Here is a 14,889-nt window from a genome sequence, read left to right on the forward strand (position 1 = left end):
GAAGGGTTTGCGGCCATGACCAGCTCCACCTTGGCGGTCACCGGGCACTGGACGACAACCGGGGCACTGCCGTCGGCCGCCGGCTGGTACGGCCAGCACGACGGAGCCGTCGTGCTGGGCGACGGCAAGGTCCTGGTGATGGGCGGCGCGGACGGCTCGGCGGCGGCGCTGGCGCAGGCCGCCGTCTACGACCCCACGGCGAAGACGTGGGCCCCCACGGGCGCCCTGCAGACCCCGAGACGGCTGTACACCGCGACCAGACTGCCCGACGGCAAGGTCCTCGTCGCCGGCGGGATCAGCGGATCGGCGCAGTTCCCGTCGCCGGGCCTGGCCGCGGCCGAGATCTACGACCCCGTGGCGCGCACCTGGGCCCCCACCGGGAGCATGAACACGCCCCGGTGGGGACACAGCGCCGTGCTGGTGGGCACCAAGGTGCTCGTGGCCGGCGGCACCACGATCCGCTCCGCCCAGTCGGTGAGGGCGCTGCGCTCCGCCGAGCTGTACGACCCGGCGACCCGGACCTGGAGCGAGACGGAGCCCATGACCGACGCCCGCAGCGGCCACCCCGCGGTGGTGCTCGGCAACGGCCGCGTGCTGGTCATCGGGGGCACCGTACCGACGGCCCGCGACGAAGACACCGCTCTGGCCTACTGCGAGTTGTACAACCCCGACGACAAGAAGTGGAGTCCGACCGGCGGGCTGCTCGTGCCACGCAGCCGCCACCAGGCCACCGTGCTCTCCGGGGGCTCCAGCGTGCTGGTCACCGGCGGCCGCGCTCCGGGCGGACCGGGCGACGGCACGTTCGACCCGTTCAGCCGCGCGAGTGCCGAGCTGTACATCCAGGACACCGGGGCGTGGACCAGCGTTCCGGACATGCCGGGCGGCCGTGGTCTGCACCGCGCCGTACCCCTCGGTTCGTCGAGGGTCCTCGTCGTCGGCGGAAGTGACAACGCCCGGGACGATGTCGGGTACGCCAGTGCACTCGTCTTCGACGCCGGTACGCGCAGCTGGAGCCCGGCGGCCGGCCTGTCGACGGGCCGGTGGGCCTTCGCGGCCGCGGCCCTGTCGGACAAGCTGGTGCTGGTTGCCGGTGGTGCCGTGCGGTCGGGCCAGGCCGCGGCGAGTCCGGGTGCGGAGGAGCTGACCACCAGTGCGGAGATCTTCGACCTCGACGCGACGGGCACACCGTGACCTCCAACGCCTACACGTTTCTGCCGTGGCTGCGCTCCGGAATCGCCACCAAGATCACCACCAACCCCGGTACGGCGTCCAGAGCGAGCGTCCCCGTCAGCCTGCGCGTGACCGGCGAACCCATCACCGGGCCCGGTCCGCTCGGCCGCGACATCGAGAAGACCGTGCAGCTGTACGGTCCGGGCGATGTCATCGGGGTGGATCCGAGAGCGATCTCCCGCACCGAGCCACGGCCGTGGATCACCAATGTGGAGCCCAACTACCTGGCTCACATCGAGTTCTACGACGAGGACTTCCCGTGGCGCTACAGCCCCGCGGCGCCCGACGCCACGACCCGTCGGCTGCGGCCCTGGCTCGCTCTGATCGTCCTCGCCGGCGGAGACGACTCGCGTCCCGGAGCCGACGCCGAGTTCCGGGACGGGACCACCGCCGGACGGCCGCTGCCCTTCATCACGGTGAAAGAGCCCGACGCCCTCCCGCCTGCGGCAGAGCTCGGTGCCTGGGCGCACGTCCATGTCAACGGCTCTCTCGATGCTCCCGTGGCCTCCGACAACATGGCCGCGGCGCTGCCCGCGTTGCGCGAGGTACTGCGCACCAACGCCGACCACGCCTGCGCGCGGCTGATCTGCCCGCGCCGACTGTCCCCCAACACCGGCTACCACGCCTTTCTCGTTCCGGCGTTCGAAACCGGGCGGCTGGCGGGTCTGGGGCTGGATCCGGCCCGTTCTCCCGGCGCGTTGCACCCGGGCTGGGGACAGGGGTACGGGGGGCAGGAAGCACCCGGGCAGATTCCGTACTACCACCGGTGGTTCTTCTCGACAGGCAGCGCGGGCGACTTCGAGTACCTCGTGCGCCTGCTGGACCCGACGCGGCCGCTGGACCCGAGCGTCGGCCGCCGCGACCTCGACGTGCACCGGCGGCAGAGCCCTCTGCTGCCCGGCATCACCGAGCCGGTGGAGCTCCGCGGCGTGCTGAAGCTGGGCGGTGCCCTGAAGCAGCCCGAACTCAGCGACATCTACGACAAATGGGACGACCTGCAACGGCTCGGGTTCTCCTACCCTCACCCGTTCCAGCGGGCCCTCGCGGGTGTGATCAACCTCGCCGACACCTACCTCGACGAGGAACCGGCCACCGCGCACAGCGCTCTCGCCGCCGCGGGCACCGTGCCGGCGAGCACCGAAGCCGCGCCGATCATCACCTCGCCCCTGTACGGGCGCTGGCACGCGCCTGCCGCGCGGCTGCTGACCGAGCGCGACGGCAGCCCCGTCCCGTACAACCGCAACTGGGTGCACAAGCTCAACCTGGACCCCAGGCACCGGGTGGCGGCGAACCTGGGCGCGGAGGTGGTACGCAGACGGCAGGAGGAGTTCATGGCGGCCGCCTGGTCGCAGGTCGGTGAGGTGCTCGCGGTGAACGCCCGGGTCCGGGCCGCGCAACTGGCCCGCGAGGTGGGATCCGTACTCCACGGCAAGCATTTGGATCCGGCGCCACCACCGGGGGCCAGGGCGTCGGCCGCGCCTTCCGGAAGGGCACTGACCCTGACCGCGCCCGCCCACTCGCGGGTCGTCGCACGCGTGGCGGCCGTCGGGACGGGGACCGTCACCGATGCTGCGGCGGGGACGGCCGAGTCGGGCGAGCGTGTGGCCGTCGGTTTCCGGGTGTCGGAGAGCCGGGTCACCGCCTCGCCGGTCTCGGCGGCGATGCGCCGCATCACCCGACCGGGTTCGCGGCTGATGCGTACGCTGCCCTTTACCGAGGAGCATCCACCGCACGCGTTGGTCCCGAGGATCGACGCGGAATCCGGAGGGGTCACTGCCGCGGTGCCCAAGACGAGGCCCGCTGCCGTGATCACGCCCGCTCAGCTCGACCGGGTGCTGCACCCCGTGCCGCCGGGCGTCACCCCGACGGCGACGACGGTCACCGATCCGGTCGACACCCTGCCGACCAGCGCCAATTTCAAGCTGACCCTTCCCGGGGACTCCTTCGTTCCGACGGCCGGGGGCGACGACAGTGCCGAAGCCAAGTCGTTCAAGAAGGCGCTTCACGAGATCTATGAAGGGTGGGGAGACGCCGCCCTGGGCGGTCACACCGACGCGCGCCGGCAGCTGAACGTCCCCGGCACCACGGACGCGATGCTGGCCGGGCTGCGCGCCGACACCACCGTGCGGAGAAACCTGCTCAGCTCGGTGAGACTGCCCAAGCAACTGGCGTCGCTCGCCGACCGGTTCATGGAGGCGATGGCCTACCCCGTCCTGGACATGCCCATGTACCAGGCACTGCTCGACCAGTCGGTGGACCTGTTCGTCCCCAATCTCAACCTCGTGGCACCGAACTCCATCACTCTGCTGGAGACCAACCAGGAGTTCATCGAGGCCTACATGGTCGGGCTCAACCACGAAATGGCCCGCGAACTCCTGTGGCGTGAGTACCCCACCGACCAGCGCGGCACCCCGTTCCGGCAGTTCTGGGACGTCCGCACGGTCCCGTCGGCGGCCGGGGAGAGCATCGAAGAGCGCCGGGAACGGCTGTACGACATCCCTCCGATCGCCACCTGGACGCCGGACTCCCGGCTCGGCGCCCACGACAACCGCGACACCGGTGACCAGGAGAACGAACTGGTCCTGGTCATCCGGGGCGAATTGCTCAAGAAGTATCCGAACGCGGCCGTCTACGCGCACCGGGCCCGCTGGGATCCCAGCGACGCCCATCCGGACCCCGGCAGGGAACGGGTCCCCGTCGAACTCGTCGACGAGGCGAACCCCTCGCACGCCGAGATCCGACTGCCGCTGTACGAGGCGAAGGTGGAACCCGACATCTACCTGCTCGGATTCGATCTGACGTCCCAGGAGGCGAAGGGCGGAGGTCCCGGGGGCAGCGCCGGCTGGTTCTTCGTCCTCAAGGAACGCCCCGGCGACCCCCGGTTCGGACTGGACATCGGTCCCGCCACGCGAGTGGAGGTATGGAACGACCTGTCGTGGCCCGACGTCGACCCCGATGAGAGCGGGTTCATCCGGCTCGACGGCGACACCGATCCGGTGGTGCTCCAGGAGTTCGACGAGCCCACGGAGGACGCGGAGAAGCACGACCAGCACGTGGAAGACCTGTCCCTGCCTCTGTGGCACGCCGGCCTCAGCTCCGCCGACATCGCCTACGTCCTCTTCCAAGCCCCGGTGCTGATGGCCGTGCACGCACAGGAGATGTTGCCGTGATCCCCTCCGACCTCCGCTCACCGCTCCAGCTCAGCGACGACTTCCCCGTCTTGTTGGGCCCGGTCCGCCTGGAGACTCGCTTCACCGACACCGAACTGCTCGTGAGGGTGTTTCCGGACGAGTGGTCGATCGACAAGTCCGAGCCCCTCCCCAGCCCGGCCGAGATCGGCGCGCTCGATGCCTACTGGACCGCGCTGTGGCGGGCCGGCGGCGACGCGGCGGCGGAAGAAGCCGCCTGGCGGGAGGTGACCGCACGGATCCCGGCCGGGCGGGCCGGGTGGCTGCTCCAGTCCCGTCGCCCCGCCAATCCCACCGAGCAGCCGCACGACGTGCCGGCCGGGACCACCGTGCTGGTGGTGGCCAGCCCCCAGGCCGTCGCCTCGGGCGACCGTCAGCCGACGATCGACCACTGGACGAGGATCTGGCGAGCGCACGGGGACCGTGCGAAGGTCCGGGCCGCCGACACGGCCCTGCTGGCGGAGGTGGGCGCTTCGCGCGCGGACGCGATCCGACGCCTGCGCCCGGTCGGGCTGGACGGTGCGCCCGCGGGCGCCGGGGACGACGTGCTCGTGGCCTTTCTGGTGCTGGCGCCTCCCGCACCGGAGGAGGTCGCCACCCGCTCGTGGACCCAGGCGGCCCGGGCGCGGCTGCTTCCCGATCGGTTCACGGTGGTCGGGTACGTCGCGGGCCGGGAGGTGTTCTCGGTGGCCGGCGAACCGGTCCCGGCCACCTTGGCGGTGAGCGTGGACCCCGGTTCCGCCGACAAGCCGAAGGTCGACGAGCAGACCGCGGTGCTGCACGTCCCGGCGGATCTGCGCTGGCTGACCGACTTCTGCGCGGCGGTCGACGTCGGCATGGGCGTGCGGATCCCTCTCGACGAGCAGATCCGTGACGGCGTCGACCGGATGATCGTCTTCGGCGTACGGCAGAACAGCACTCCCCAGCAGAGCGAGGCCGACCTGGCGGGCCTGATCACCCGCCAGCTGCGTAGTCCGGCCGGGTTCGCCCTGCTGCCGCAGGGCACCCCGACCAACAACAGCGAGCAGGGGCCGGCCGGACAGGACGCCCACGAGGTGGCGGGGGCCGTACGGCGCACCGTCTCCGGGCTGGGGATCGCGACGCCGGGCGACTGGACCACCAAGAGCGACGGACAGTGGTTCGCGGAACTCCTCGGGATCGACCCCGCGGTGCTGGCCGGGGTGGCCAACGCCGACCGGACGGACCAGCGCGACGCGCGGGCCGCGAACATCGCGCTGTGGCCCGCCACCTGGGGCTCGTATCTGCAGACGATGCTGCACCCCGTCGTCCCCGCGGACGCGGTGTCCGAGACCAGGGAATTCTTCGTCCGCCACGTGTCCGGCCGTGGTCCGGTCCCCGCGATCAAGATCGGGCGGCAGCCTTACGGCATTCTGCCCACCACCGCCTTCTCCAGACTCTCCTGGCCTGCGACCGCGACGCACCGGCACGCCCTCAACAAGCTGCTGAGTGCCGCCGCGCAGGACTGGCAGGCCGCCACGGAGAAGGTGGCATATCTGGGCAAGTACACCGACGATCCGCATCAGCTGCTGCTCGACATCCTGGCGCTGCACCCCACCTCGGCCGAGTATTACCAGCGGTATGCCCAGAGCGTCGAGGACATCTTCAACCGCGAGAACTTCCGCAGCAACGGCCCCAGCGTGCTGCCCGCGCTGGACCTGATGTACATGCCGCAGCCGATCCGAGCGCTGCTGGCCCGGCTCGGCCACGGCGGCACGGGGGTCCCCGATCCGGACGTGATCCGCCGCCTGTTCACCGAGGAGCAGCATCCATTGCTGGGTCCGCTCGTCGACGACCGTCCGCTGTCGGAGACCGAAGGCGTGCGCAAGTACCTCGCCGACGGGCGCAACTACGTGAAATGGCTGGCCGACAACGCGGGCCGGTCGCTGGAGACCATCCGGCTGGAACAGGGCTTCATCGACGACCGTCCGCCGGCCGCGCTGCTGTACCTGCTGCTCCGCCATGCCGTGCTGCTCGGCTGGGAGGACACCGCGCGCAAGCTGGCCGCGAGAGCCGGGGAGGCAGTGTCGGCGGCGGATCCCCTGTTCATCCACATCAAGGAGACCAGTCCTCCGCAGCCCAGTGAAAGCCGCTATCGCAAGCTGTACTCCCCGGACCCGGACATCACTCATGATCCTGACCAGCTGGTCGTCGACTACATCGGTGGCGTCATCGGGACCGATTCCCACACGACTCAACTGGCGGAGCAGGTAAAGGCGCTCGACCTGTTGGCGGATGTGCCCACGGCGGCTCTCGAACGCGTCATGGCCGAGCATCTCGACTGCGCCACCTACAGGCTGGACGCCTGGAGGCTCGGACTGGCCAACGAACGGCTGAGCGAGCTGCGCTTCGGCGCCGACGGGAACTCACCCCCACGGCGCGGGCTCCACCTCGGGGCGTTCGGATGGCTGGAGGACATCCGCCCCCGGAAGAAAAGCCTCACACCGGTGGAACTGAGTGGCGACCTCGCTGATGTCTTCAGCCGGCCCGAATGCAGCGGCCCTCTGCTGCATGACCCCCACAACGGCGGCTACATGCACGCGCCGTCGCCCGCCCAGGCGACCACCGCGGCGGTGCTGCGGGCCGGTTACCTCGCCAACGGAGCCCCCGACAAGCCCGGTTGCTTTGCCGTCAACCTGAGTTCCGACCGGGTCCGGGTCGCACTCGGACTCCTGGACGGACTGCGCCAGGGCCAGTCCCTGGGCGCGCTCCTCGGCTACCGCTTCGAACGTGCCCTGCACGACCGCCACGCCGAGGTCGAACTGGACAAGTTCATCCCGGCGCTGCGGGGCGCCTTCCCGCTGCGGGCCGGGCGCCTGTCCGAAATCACCTCCCCTCACCCGGTGGAGCTGATCGAGGCCCGCAACGTCGTCGACGGCCTCGCCCTCGTACGGCGCGCGACCCGGGAACCGGCCCACCCCGAATACCCCTTCGGCGCGTCGGGCCTGCCCGACGCGACCGAGGGCGAGCAGCGTGCGATGAACGCCGAAGTGCAGCGCCTGCTCGACATCCATGACGCGCTGGCCGACCTGGCTGTGGCCGAAGCCACCCATCAGGCGCTGTCGGGCAACACCGAACGCGCGGGCGCGACGCTCGACGCGTACGCCAAGGAGGGGTTCCCCCCTGACCCGGCAGTGATCCGGACACCGCGCAGCGGCGTGACGCTGACCCACCGGCTGGGGCTGAACCTCACCCCCGGGCTGCGCCCCGAGCACGGCTCCAGTCTGTTCCACGGCAACGGCCCACGGGCTCGGGCCGAACCTGCGGTGAATGCCTGGCTTCCCTCCTTGCTGCCGGCCCAGAAGGACGTGGCCGTCCGGGTCACCTGGCAGGATCCGGTCGACGGCACGGAACGCAGCCGCACGGTCACCCAGTTCGACCTCGAACTTCAACCGATCGACATGCTGTGGAGCGTACGGCTGGGCGACGAGGCCGTGGCGAGGGAGCAGACGGGAGGGGTCCCTCCGTCGGGTGACACGATCGACCGGATCCGCGCGATGAGCGATCTGGACGACCGGATCATCGGATTCGTCGTGGCCAAGGACCAGCCGCGTCCCGACGCGAAGCTGGTCATCCGGCACACCGAGCGGATTGCCGGCAAACTGACCTTCTTCGAGGTGTCTCCGCTCATCTCCACCTTGCGTTCGCTGCTCACCACAGCCCGCCCCCTACGAGCGACGGACCTCGTACCCGGTGCCGGCACCCAGCAGATCGACCGCAGCGGCGACGACGCCGTCTCCCTCCCGCGCGAGCGGCCGGACGCGGTGCGCGCGTCCCTGGACACCCTCCGCCAGGCCACGGCCGCCTACCTGGCGTCTCTGGCACCCCTGTTTCCCGCGCCGCCGGCTCAGCCCGACCGCGCGGCCGTGCTCAACGGCATCGACACCTTCTTGACCGGGTACGCGGGCCTGGTCGTCACCGCCGGTGGCTTCGGCATGGTGCGGGGTGGCTGGGGCGAGCTGTCCCGGTGGCGGCGTGCCGTGTACGCCGACCTCCAGTCAGCGGTCGCGCTCACCGCCGACCGTATGAAGACGACGCTCGACGCCGCGGACTCGCTCATCGCCGCCTACGACAGGCTGCCGGGATCGGCGGCGGCGGACACCCGGTTCCGGATTCTGCAACAGGCCGAGTGGCTGCTCACCACGAAGCCGACCAGCCCCCGCCCGGCTCAGCCCGCCCCATTGCGGGCCATCGTCGGCGCTCGCCGTTCCACCTTCAACACGCGCCTCCAGGCCCTCCGCAACGTGGCGAGGACGACGAAGAAGACGCTCAGCGGATTGTTCACGGAGGTGGCGACGCTCCTGCCGCTGAGCGACTTCGACCCCATCGGGCTGGATCTCCAACCGTTCCAGGACCGGGCCGTCGTCTTCGGTGCCGATCTGCTGGAGCGGGCCCGTACGCTGCATGCCGAGGTCATCGGCCGACTCGCGGCCGCGGACCAGGCCCTGGCCGCGTACACGCAGGCGGTGACCGGTCCGGACCGGGTGCTCGCCGCGACCGAGGCCCTCCAGGCGATGCTCGGCGAGGACGTACTCCTCGTACCGGAGTTCACCGCCACCGATGAGCTGCTCACGAATTGGCGGAAGGCGCATGGGGACAGCACCGATCTCCTGAGCCACCTCACGCAGGATTTCCATCGCGACTTCCCTGTGGACGACTGGCTCCACGGCATCGCACGCGTACGGGACAAGCCGCGCCAGTGGGAACAGGCCGTCCTCCTCGCGGACGCCCTGAGCGGCGCCGGCGGCCTGCTCGGTGATGTCCACGGCGTGCAGGACCCGGAGCTGGTACCGATCCAGCTTCCCTACCGCCCGGACGACCACTGGCTCGGCATGGAGTTCGCAGCGCACACCTCCATCGACGAGGACCGGCTGCTGTTCACGGCCCACTACGCCGACGGGCCACTGCTGGTGGGCAACCAGCAGTGCGGCCTGCTGCTCGACGAATGGACGGAGGTGATCCCGGCCGAGAAGGAGACCACCGGCATCGCCCTCCACTACGACGGCCCCGATTCCGAGCCGCCGCAGGCCATGCTGCTCGTCACTCCGCCGGTACGGACGGGGAACTGGAACAGCGACGACCTGCTCGCGGCGATCGGCGAGACCCTGGACCTGGCCAAGAGCCGAGCAGTCGAGCCGGAGCACCTCGACTCCACCGCGTACGCACATCTGCTGCCGGCAACCGTGATGTCGGCGACCCGGCAGCCGATCACCATCAGTACCGACCTCGCGACCGCCAACCTGCGCTGGAAGAACCGTGTCTGAGCCACCCCGCATCACGAATCTGCGCGCCGCGCTGGACAGTCGCTCGTACCCGGCCGTCGGACTCTGGAACCGCCTCGAAGGCCGGCCCCGCACCACGGAATTCGACCGCGCCCTGCGCGCGGAGGTCCGCGACCCGCTGTGGCTGCTCACCCGCCAATGGCAGCTCGGTGAGTTCCGTGGCACGGACGCGGGATCGCCCGTCACAGCGACATACTCCGTGGCCACCACGACTCCGTCCCGGTTCCGGTCCGCCGCGGGCCCGGTAGAGGGTCTGCCGTCCGACCGTCCGCTGGAGACCCTGGCGGAACGGCGCGCCCTGGCGTTCTCGGCCGGTGCGGACCGGATCTCCTTCGACCTGCGCCTGGCCATCGGACGCCGATGGCTCAAACTGCTGCGGGCCCAGCCGGGGTTGCAGCATCTGCGCAATGCCTACGTCACGCGGTATCCCGTCCTCGCACCTGACCGCGACGCGGACGCCGACGCACCGCGGGTGGCTCACTCCGAGGTCTGGTCGACCCTGCAGGCGTACGCCGATCGCCGGATGGACGGTTACGAGCTCTACCGGCACATCACGGTGGACCATGGACACGCGTGGGACGGCATCACCGCCTCGGCGGTGTTGCGCGCTCAGCTGGACGGCCTCGGTGCCCGGCTGGTGAGCTGGTTCGAGGAGCTGATCGAGCAGCCCCGCGCCGACGCCGCCTGGGACGCCACCAGGCTGGAACACCGGTTCTCCGTCGCGGCCGCCGAGCCGACCGGGGGTGAGAAGGTGCTCACCTCCCAGGAGTACCCCGGAGGGCAGCTGGACTGGCACGCGTTCTCGATCGACCCAGGTGCTCCGCTCGGCGGAACCGGCTCGGCGCCCGCGCCGATCAACCGCACGGTGTTCCCCACACCGGTGCGCTATGCAGGGATGCCGCTGCCGCGATGGTGGGCGGTGGAGGACGGCCGTACGAACTTCGCTGCCGTACAGCCCGACAGTACCGACCTCGCCCGGCTGATCTTCCTCGAATTCGCGCTCGTCTTCAGCAACGACTGGTTCCAGTTGCCCTGTGACCTGCCGGCCGGTGCACTGGCCTCGATCCGCGGCCTGGCGGTCACCGATGTCTTCGGCCAGCGATTGTGGATCACCCCTGCGGGCGCCGGACAGGACGAGGACTGGCAGCGCTGGTCGATGTACACGCTCGACACCATCGGCGCAGAGGACGTGGCCGCCGACACGGGTATCTTCCTGCCCGCCAGCGTGCCGAAGATCGCCGAAGGGCCGACGCTGGAAGAGGTCCTGCTCATCCGCGACGAGAACGCCAACATGGTCTGGGGCCTGGAGCAGACGGTCAGACTGCCGACCGGGGAGGCGCGTCGCGGCAGCGAGGTGACCGCGGAGATCCTTGCTCACCGGATGCGGCTCCGCCCCGCGCCCGCTCCGGACACCCCCACCGCACCGATCGCCTATCAGGCCATGAACTCCGTGCCCGAGAACTGGACGCCGTTCATCGCCGTGCACGTCCCCGGCGGCAATCGAGCCGTCAGGCTGCAGCGCGCCAGTGTCCTGAGCACCGTCGACGGCAAGGCCGTGGAGCCCCGCACCAGCCTGTTGCGCGAAGGGTTCGACGCCGGGAACCCGTACTTCATCAACGAGGAGGAAGTGACACAGGCGGGTACCCGGGTCGCCGTCGCGTACAACCGAACCCGTTGGCGGAACGGACGCGTAGCGGTCTGGCTCAGCGCCCAACGCGGCCTCGGCCGTGGCGAGGGCTCCAGCGGACTGGCCTTCGACACCCTGGTCGACACGACCGGAACGGGCACGGTATCCGCAGCGGCGGCCGGATCTGGCGCGAGCTCATGACAGGCCGGACGGGCGTGGACCCTGCAGAATGCGCACGTTGCGCGGGACGGGCAGCCGCCGGTGGAGGAGACCGGCCCGTCCGCCTCGGTAGCGACCGCTGCGGCCTCGCCCCCGGTGACGTACGGGTGATCTGCCTGTAAGGCCGGCCGATCCACCGGCAGACTCAGGCGTACGAGATCCATGACGCCGCGCTCGGACTGCTCGAACGCGGACACGTGAAGGTGAAGGACATGCTGCGTCGTCCACCCTGGCCCACCGACGGCTCCGACTCCCCTTGGACCACGTGCAGCGCGTCCACCCGCTCCGGCCGATGACGTCCACGGACAGGACGTCATGGCGAGCCCTCCTCGGCGAGCCGGTTCGCGACGGGGAGGCGCTGGCCCAGGACACGCTGGGCCCGTTGCTCCGCGTCCCCACCACCCGTTGCTGCTCGCCCGCTTCGGGCTGCCCACCGCTGTGCGTGCCACGGTCCTGGCCGGACTGTTCCGGACGCCCCAGGCACAGGCGCTGTGGGCCGGTGTTGCCGCCCACAACATCCGCTCGCTGTCTCACCCCTTCACCTACGCGATCCCGCTCGGCATCCTCCCCGCAGGCCACGCGGCCGGCTGGCCCGTCGCCGGCGACGTCCACCCCCGTCTCCGCCTACGCCCATGTCCCGCACGGATATGACGGAGACGGGACCGAGGCGATCTTCCGGCGACTGGAGCGGTGCGCCCCCAAGAGGAACCCTGACTCGCTCTTCATCCACCTCGGCGCGCAGTCGGACACCGTTCTCGGAGAGTCGTTCCTCGTCGCCATGACCGACGACGCGTCGCTCGCGCCGGTTTGGCGAAGGTTCCGCGAGCGGGCCAGGAAGTCCATGTCCAAGGGTGCGTGGGTGGAGAACACCATGTCCGGTGCGCGGACGCGGGTGGACGGCCACTACTACACGGCAAAGGCCAAACAGCTCGCAGCGGCAGGCGTGGTCCCGGTGGGCGGAACGGACTGGATCACGTACCGGTTCGATTGACCTGTCAAATACCCCGAGTGGTTTTTGAATCGATGGGGCAGCTCGCGGTGATGTCCGTGTGAGGGCAGGCGACACCAGGGGGAGTGGTTGTGCGCCGGGTGCGTGACCCCACGGTACTCGCTCGGGTCGTGCGCGGTGACCAGGCTTCCGCCCGCCGACGACGACTCGGCGAGGAGATCGATGTTTGCCGCGCGGTCGGGCGCACCGGCGGTCGGTCGAGAGCCCGGCGGCCGACGTTTCGGCGCTCGCTCGTATCCCATGCTCGAAGCAACGCGAAAGGGCCTTGTGCCAGGTCACGACCTGACACAAGGCCCAGAGCAACGGGAGGGGGCTGATGAGTGTGCCCGCCGGTCACGGCCAGTGCGGTGCCGGGCGGGTGGTGGCGAAGGGCGTGGGCGGAACGGCTGACCCGGTGCGGTGCCGTGGATACGGCCGCAGAGCGCCGCCGCGGTGCACCCCGTACGTCAGAGCGCGTCCGGGCCGCGCTGCCCCGTGCGCACGCGCACCACCGTTTCCACCGGTACCGCCCACACCTTGCCGTCGCCGATCTTGCCCGTATGGGCGGCGCGGACGATGGCCTCGATGGCGGGCTCCGCGTCGGCGTCCTCGACGACGACCTCGATACGTGCCTTGGGGACGAGGTCCACGCGGTACTCGGCGCCCCGGTACACCTCGGTGTGTCCTCGCTGGCGCCCGTAGCCGCTGGCCTCGGTGACCGTCAGCCCGTTGATGCCGAGTTCCTGGAGCGCGTTCTTCACCTCGTCGAGGCGGAACGGCTTGACGATCGCGGTGATCAGCTTCATGCGGAGGGCTTCCTGTCCTTGACGAGCGAGGTGACGGGGGACGCGGCGTACAGCGGTGCGGCGCCGTGGCCGAGCACGCCGTGATCGTAAGCGGTCTCCGCGTGCACCGTCTGATCGAGTCCCGTCAACTCCTCCTCGGCGGAGGCCCGCAGCCCCATCGCCCGGTCGAGAGCCTTGCCGATTCCGTACGTGACGAGGAAGGTGTACGCCGCCACGGCCGCCACGGCGAGGGCCTGCCGGCCGAGCAGGCCGAGCCCGCCACCGTACAACAGCCCCTCCTTGCCACCGGTCATCACCGAGGTGGCGAACAGGCCGATCAGCAGCGTGCCGACGACACCGCCGGCGAAGTGCACGCCCACGACGTCGAGGGAGTCGTCGTAGCCGAAGCGGAACTTCCAGGCGACCGCGTACGAGCAGACGACGCCCGCGGCGAGACCGATCGCCGCCGCGCCCGGCATGCCGACGACCCCGCACGCCGGAGTGATCGCCACGAGCCCGGCGACCGCACCGGACGCCGCACCGAACGTGGTCGGGTGCCCGTCGCGCCGCTGCTCGACGAAGAGCCAGCCGAGGAGGCCGGTGCACCCGGCGACGAGGGTGTTGAGGACGGACGCGGCGGCCAGGCCGTTCGCGCCGAGCGCGGAGCCGCCGTTGAAGCCGAGCCAGCCGAACCACAGCAGACCCGCGCCGAGCAGCACCATCGGCAGATTGTGCGGCCGCATCGCGTCCTTCTTGAAGCCGATGCGCGGACCGAGCACCAGGCACATCGCGAGGCCCGAGGCGCCCGAGGCGATCTCGACGACGAGTCCGCCCGCGAAGTCGAGGGCGCCAAGCGAGTGAGTGATCCAGCCGCCTGGGCCCCACACCCAGTGCGCGACGGGAACGTATACGAGAAGCGTCCATACCGGTACGAAGACGAGCCAGCCCGCGAACTTGGTGCGGTCCGCGACCGCGCCGCTGATCAGCGCCGCCGTGATGATCGCAAAGGTCAGCTGGAAGGTGCCGAAGAGGAGGGTGGGAACCGTACCGGTGAGGGTGTCCGGCCCGATGCCCGCCATGCCGAGGTGTCCCAGCCCGCCGATCAGGCCGGCGAAGGCGTCGTCGCCGAACGCGAGCGAGTAGCCGGCAGTCAGCCAGACCACGGTGACCAGGGCGATCGACACGAAACTCATCATCAGCATGTTGAGGACGCTCTTCGTGCGGACCATGCCGGCATAGAACAGGGCCAGGCCCGGGGTCATCAGCAGAACGAGCGCGGTGGCGGCGAGCAGCCAGGCGGTGTCGCCGGTGTCGAGCCGGGGTGCGGCGGCGAGGGGCATCAACGGTCTCCTCCTACGGGTCAGGGGGAGAGCCTCATGGCGGCGCGTTTCACGATGCGTACACAGGCATTTCCGCCGTGTTTCGTGTTGCGCGGGGATTACCTGGCCCTCACAGTGCCGCGTGCGGCTCTGGGGTGCCCACCCGCACTACTGCCGACGATGCTGGGGCAAGCCGCCGCGGGTTCGCCCCCGGTTCCGCGCCGCCACGACGT

9 protein-coding genes are annotated in these 14,889 nt (G+C 70.5%); 7 read left to right on the forward strand and 2 right to left on the reverse strand.

Translation table 11 applies throughout. From position 1 onward, the window contains the following. Positions 1-15: 15 nt before the first annotated feature. The 7 genes from AC07AW_RS14840 to AC07AW_RS14870 all read left to right on the forward strand — a co-directional run bounded on the left by AC07AW_RS14840 (position 16) and on the right by AC07AW_RS14870 (position 12,555). Positions 16-1,191, forward strand: a complete 1,176-nt coding sequence (locus AC07AW_RS14840) for a Kelch repeat-containing protein (RefSeq protein ID WP_478815830.1) — start codon at positions 16-18, stop codon at positions 1,189-1,191. Next, complete coding sequence (locus tag AC07AW_RS14845) at positions 1,188-4,400, forward strand: hypothetical protein (protein ID WP_478815831.1); 3,213 nt, start codon at positions 1,188-1,190, stop codon at positions 4,398-4,400. Before AC07AW_RS14840 ends, AC07AW_RS14845 begins: the two co-directional genes overlap by 4 nt. Next, a complete protein-coding gene (locus tag AC07AW_RS14850; protein ID WP_478815832.1) occupies positions 4,397-9,700 on the forward strand; it encodes a hypothetical protein in 5,304 nt (1,767 codons plus the stop codon). The genes AC07AW_RS14845 and AC07AW_RS14850 overlap by 4 nt, the downstream gene beginning before the upstream one ends. Continuing rightward, a complete protein-coding gene (locus AC07AW_RS14855) occupies positions 9,693-11,546 on the forward strand; it encodes a hypothetical protein (protein ID WP_478815833.1) in 1,854 nt (617 codons plus the stop codon). Before AC07AW_RS14850 ends, AC07AW_RS14855 begins: the two co-directional genes overlap by 8 nt. 197 nt (positions 11,547-11,743) lie before the next feature. Then, positions 11,744-11,860, forward strand: coding sequence for a hypothetical protein (locus AC07AW_RS14860; RefSeq protein ID WP_478816249.1), 117 nt, complete (start codon positions 11,744-11,746; stop codon positions 11,858-11,860). Between the two features lie 109 nt (positions 11,861-11,969). Continuing rightward, the gene (locus AC07AW_RS14865) at positions 11,970-12,215 is read left to right on the forward strand and encodes a hypothetical protein (protein ID WP_478815834.1); all 246 of its coding nucleotides are present in this window, start codon (positions 11,970-11,972) and stop codon (positions 12,213-12,215) included. 127 nt (positions 12,216-12,342) lie between these two features. Next, on the forward strand, positions 12,343-12,555 hold the full coding sequence (locus tag AC07AW_RS14870; RefSeq protein WP_478815835.1) for a hypothetical protein: 213 nt from the start codon (positions 12,343-12,345) through the stop codon (positions 12,553-12,555). 464 nt (positions 12,556-13,019) lie between these two features. Here the strand turns inward: AC07AW_RS14870 and AC07AW_RS14875 are convergent, their stop codons facing one another. After that, on the reverse strand, positions 13,020-13,358 hold the full coding sequence (locus tag AC07AW_RS14875) for a P-II family nitrogen regulator (protein ID WP_478815836.1): 339 nt from the start codon (positions 13,356-13,358) through the stop codon (positions 13,020-13,022). Beyond that, positions 13,355-14,677, reverse strand: a complete 1,323-nt coding sequence (locus AC07AW_RS14880) for an ammonium transporter (protein ID WP_478815837.1) — start codon at positions 14,675-14,677, stop codon at positions 13,355-13,357. Before AC07AW_RS14880 ends, AC07AW_RS14875 begins: the two co-directional genes overlap by 4 nt. Positions 14,678-14,889 lie beyond the last annotated feature (212 nt).

It is taken from the genome of Streptomyces sp. NPDC044003, from assembly GCF_056435185.1.

Excerpts from the sequence above, each read along its gene's own strand:
- AC07AW_RS14875 (WP_478815836.1), bottom strand. The coding sequence starts at position 13,358 with ATGAAGCTGATCACCGCGATCGTCAAGCCGTTCCGCCTCGACGAGGTG.
- AC07AW_RS14870 (WP_478815835.1), top strand. The coding sequence starts at position 12,343 with ATGACCGACGACGCGTCGCTCGCGCCGGTTTGGCGAAGGTTCCGCGAG.
- AC07AW_RS14840 (WP_478815830.1), top strand. The coding sequence starts at position 16 with ATGACCAGCTCCACCTTGGCGGTCACCGGGCACTGGACGACAACCGGG.
- AC07AW_RS14880 (WP_478815837.1), bottom strand. The coding sequence starts at position 14,677 with ATGCCCCTCGCCGCCGCACCCCGGCTCGACACCGGCGACACCGCCTGG.